Annotated in this window: 5 protein-coding genes; 4 read left to right on the top strand and 1 reads right to left on the bottom strand. The window is 51.4% G+C overall.

From position 1 onward, the window contains the following. The 4 genes from ABUA47_RS20945 to cobC all read left to right on the top strand — a co-directional run. On the top strand, positions 1 to 147 hold a 147-nt coding region (locus ABUA47_RS20945; RefSeq protein WP_349831989.1), incomplete at its 5' end, for a bifunctional adenosylcobinamide kinase/adenosylcobinamide-phosphate guanylyltransferase. A 30-nt stretch (positions 148 to 177) separates the two neighbouring features. Continuing rightward, positions 178 to 1,215 carry a nicotinate-nucleotide--dimethylbenzimidazole phosphoribosyltransferase gene (gene cobT, locus ABUA47_RS20940; RefSeq protein WP_349831987.1) on the top strand — a complete coding sequence of 346 codons (1,038 nt, stop codon included), beginning with the start codon at positions 178 to 180 and terminating at the stop codon, positions 1,213 to 1,215. Between the two features lies 1 nt (position 1,216). Next, positions 1,217 to 1,960, top strand: a complete 744-nt coding sequence (cobS, locus tag ABUA47_RS20935; protein ID WP_035448435.1) for an adenosylcobinamide-GDP ribazoletransferase — start codon at positions 1,217 to 1,219, stop codon at positions 1,958 to 1,960. A 16-nt stretch (positions 1,961 to 1,976) separates the two neighbouring features. Continuing rightward, entirely contained in the window at positions 1,977 to 2,516 is a 540-nt protein-coding gene (cobC, locus tag ABUA47_RS20930; RefSeq protein WP_035448433.1) for an alpha-ribazole phosphatase, read from the top strand. On the opposite strand, the gene ABUA47_RS20925 is transcribed toward cobC, so the two are convergent. Next, positions 2,497 to 3,959, bottom strand: a 1,463-nt coding sequence (locus tag ABUA47_RS20925) for a HAMP domain-containing sensor histidine kinase (protein ID WP_349831985.1), incomplete at its 5' end; no start/stop codon positions are given. The genes cobC and ABUA47_RS20925 overlap by 20 nt on opposite strands.

Here is a 3,959-nt window from a genome sequence, read left to right as displayed (position 1 = left end):
GGTATGGGAGGAACTTCCGAGAACGAACTGCAACGAAAGTTCACGGACATGCAAGGCTGGATGAACCAATATGTAGCCGCCCGTGCCGACGAAGTGATACTGATGGTATCCGGCATCCCACTTACCGTAAAAAACACTCATTCATAAAACAACAAACAATTAAAAGTCAACAGACTGATGAAAACATTTCATATCACCCGTCCGGACGAGTCAATCCGTCCCGCATTGATTGACAAAATCAACAACCTGACCAAACCCAAAGGCTCATTGGGCATTTTAGAAGAACTGGCACTCCAAATCGGACTCATACAACAGACATTATCCCCTGCCTTGAAACATCCGCAAAACATTATCTTCGCCGCCGACCACGGCATTGTAGAAGAAGGTGACAGTCTGACTCCAAAGGAAATCACCTGGCAGCAAATCAGCAACTTCCTTCATGGAGGGGCAGGTGTCAATTTCCTCTGCCGGCAGCACGGCTTTACCCTGAAGATTGTAGATGCAGGAGTAGACTACGACCTCCCCTACGAGAAAGGCATCATCAATATGAAAGTGCGCAAAAGCACCCGGAGTTATCTGCACGAGGCAGCCATGACGGAAGAGGAAATGGAGATGTGCCTGGAACGGGGTGCCGAGGTGGTGCGCCAATGCCATGAAGAAGGCAGTAATGTCCTCAGCTTCGGTGAAATGGGTATCGGAAACACCTCTTCATCCTCCCTGTGGATGACCTGCTTCACCGGTATTCCTCTGGAACAATGTGTCGGCGCAGGCAGCGGACTCGACAGCGCGGGCATCCGCCACAAATACGAAGTGTTGAAGCAGTCTATGGAGAACTACAAGGGCGACGGTTCTCCCCGAGACATCATCCGCTACTTTGGCGGACTGGAAATGGTGATGGCCATAGGCGCCATGCTGCAAGCTGCCGAGCTGAGGATGATTATCCTTGTAGACGGATTCATCATGACCAACTGCCTGCTTGCCGCCGCCAGGCTCTATCCGGAAGTGACGGATTACGCCATCTTCGGACACTGCGGAGACGAGTCGGGCCACAAACTGGTGCTCGACGCCCTGCATGCCCGTCCGCTGCTGAATCTGGGGCTGCGTTTGGGAGAAGGAACGGGGGCCATCTGTGCATATCCCATTGTCGACTCGGCCGTGCGGATGCTCAATGAAATGGATAACTTTGCACATGCCTCCATCACTAAATACTTTTAACATGAACAATGTCTTGGCTGCATTCATAATGCTCACCCGACTGCCCTTCTGGAAAATCAAGGAAGTGCCGGCAGAGTGTTTCAAGCATGTGGTTCCCTATTGGCCGCTTGTAGGCTGGCTGACGGGAGGCGTGATGGCAGCAGTGCTGTGGCTTGCCGGACAGATTATGCCGGTGTCATTGGCATGGATTCTTGCCCTCATCGCACGCCTGCTTGTCACCGGTTGCCTGCACGAAGACGGGCTGGCGGACTTCCTTGACGGCTTTGGCGGCGGCACCACCCGGGAACGGACTCTTGCCATCATGAAGGACTCCCACATCGGAAGCTACGGTGTCATCGGATTGATATGCTATTTCCTGCTGTTGCTCCAACTTCATCACCTGCCACTGGGACTTCTCTGCATCCTTGTGCTCTGCGGTGACTGCTGGTCCAAGTTCTGTGCCTCCCAGATTGTCAACTATCTGCCCTATGCCCGGAAAGAGGAAGACAGCAAAAGCAAGACCGTCTACAACCGCATGAGCTGGCACGAGTTACTGGCCGGATTTCTTTGCGGCCTGTTTCCTTTCGTACTGCTGCTGCCTATAAAGCTGTGGATTGCCACCCTCTTCCCACTGCTCACCTTCTTCCTGCTCTACCGATTGATGAAGCGGCGCCTACAAGGATATACGGGTGACTGCTGCGGGGCCACTTTCCTGCTATGCGAACTGTCCTTCTACTTGGGAAGCCTTATTCTAATTATAAATTAACAACTGAAAATTAAAGATGGAAGTAATACTCATTCGACACACTTCGGTAGATGTTCCTCCGGGGATGTGCTACGGTCAGACCGATGTTCCCCTGAAACCTACTTTTGAAACGGAAGCCGCCGTAACAGCAGAAAACCTGAAGACATACCTTCCGTTCGACCACGTCTACACCAGTCCCCTAACCCGCTGCGTGCGCCTCGCCACCTATTGCGGCTATCCCGATGCAGAACGGGACAAACGGATTATGGAAATCAATTTTGGCGACTGGGAGATGAAGCCGTTCGAGCAGAATGAGGACCCACGCCTGCAGGAATGGTATGCCGACTACATAAACGTGGCAGCTACCGGTGGAGAATCTTTTGCTATGCAATACCGGCGTGTCAGCCAGTTTTTGGACGAATTAAAGAAGAAGCCCTATACACGCGTTGCCATCTTCGCACACGGAGGCGTATTAATCTGCGCACAACTCTATGCCGGAATCCTTAAAGCCGAAGAAGCCTTCGACGCATTGACGCCCTACGGCGGCATCGTCCGCATCAATCTCGACAAGGAATAGTGAACGAAATAGTAGGGCCTTCCTCCGCTTCGGTTTGCACCTTGTAGATACCTCCAAAATAATGAATAAAATGGGCATTGATTTCATGGCGAATCAAGCTCGTTTTATTCTCAAAATGTACCTTTGCAAACGGGGCGTTGACCACGTCGAAATAAAGGAGCGGTTTACTCCGGTCGCGTCTGATGCGGATAATCGCCTCATAACGGGAAGTGTCATTCTCTGACGGAGTCAGCAGGCTGACAAGCAATGTATCGAACCACCTCCGGTCCGTCCTTGCAAGCTGTTCCTTGAGATCGGTCTGCAGGCTGACAGACACAGTGCTCTCCCCACGACCGTTCACTTTATCCAGCACCTCACTGCACAACTGAATAACGTCACACTCCTCGTCCTCATACTGAATCTTGCCGGACTCCAAGCGGGACAACTCCAGAATGCTGTTGACATAATTCAGCAGACTTTCCGCATTGGTCTGAATCATCTGTCCGTACTCCTTCTTAGTCTCTTTATCCAGCTCCTCTTTCCCGATCAGCAATTCGGCAAAGCCCACCACCACATTCAGCGGGGTACGTATATCATGGCTGATTTCCGATTTCAGACGCTCCTTCGCGATGTTGTCCGTCTCTGCCTGCAAGGCGGCTTCAGCCGTCTTCTTCTCTACGACAGCAATCTTTCCGGAGACATAGCGCGTATACAGATAGAAAAGCAGCATCAGCAGCAGGCAGACACCCAGGAATATAAATCCTATACGGTAATTCATGTCCTGAATCTTCTGCTTCTCCAGCAACAGCTCGTCAATGTGGTAAATCTCCTTCACCTGCTTCAACTGGTTGGCCGAGAAGGCATTGTTCAGCGAATCCTGCTTGCGTATGAGGTAGCGCCGGGTCTCGATGGCCCCGTCAATGTCCCCCTTGTCATATTGCGTACTCGCCTTGTAGTTTATCAAAGTGGCAAAGGTGGAGACGTAGTTGTTCAGTACCGTAGGGGTCACCTCGTCTATCAATGCGATGCTTTTGTCATACTCATCGGTCTTGGCATAATATTGAAGCTGTATCAACTGGACATTCAGCCAGAAGACGGGATCTACATGCGGCTCAAGCAGTTTCTTTACTTTCTCGATATGCTCGTGCGCCACTGTAAAGTTCTTCTGGTTCATGTAGTGCAGGATATACTTCACTTCGCAGTCAATCTCGAAATTGCTCCAGTTCTTCCGTGTCTCGGGTTCTTTGGAAATGACCGCCTGCAACGTCGTGTCCATTTCATGCAAATAGGGCAGCTTCAGGCTGTCTTTACCGCCATTGCCGTATACCTGGGCAATACGCGACAGTATATCCACCTTCAGGCTGGCCTTTGTCTGGGGAGAGAAATTCCGGTAAGCCTCCAAGAAAGAGTCCAGTGCCTCATTCGGGCGGCTGGACACTCCGTAGGCACATCCCAAGCTGTTAT

Origin of the sequence: Bacteroides sp. RTP31139st1_H2_RTP31139_211217 (assembly GCF_040227615.1) — a bacterium.
Classification (GTDB): Bacteria; Bacteroidota; Bacteroidia; order Bacteroidales; family Bacteroidaceae; genus Bacteroides; species Bacteroides uniformis.
Note: the sequence above shows the minus strand (reverse complement) of the source record. Positions and strands in the feature narration are given on the sequence as shown.

Coding starts and splice junctions, on each gene's coding strand:
- cobT (WP_349831987.1), top strand. CDS start 178: ATGAAAACATTTCATATCACCCGTCCGGACGAGTCAATCCGTCCCGCA.
- cobS (WP_035448435.1), top strand. CDS start 1,217: ATGAACAATGTCTTGGCTGCATTCATAATGCTCACCCGACTGCCCTTC.
- cobC (WP_035448433.1), top strand. CDS start 1,977: ATGGAAGTAATACTCATTCGACACACTTCGGTAGATGTTCCTCCGGGG.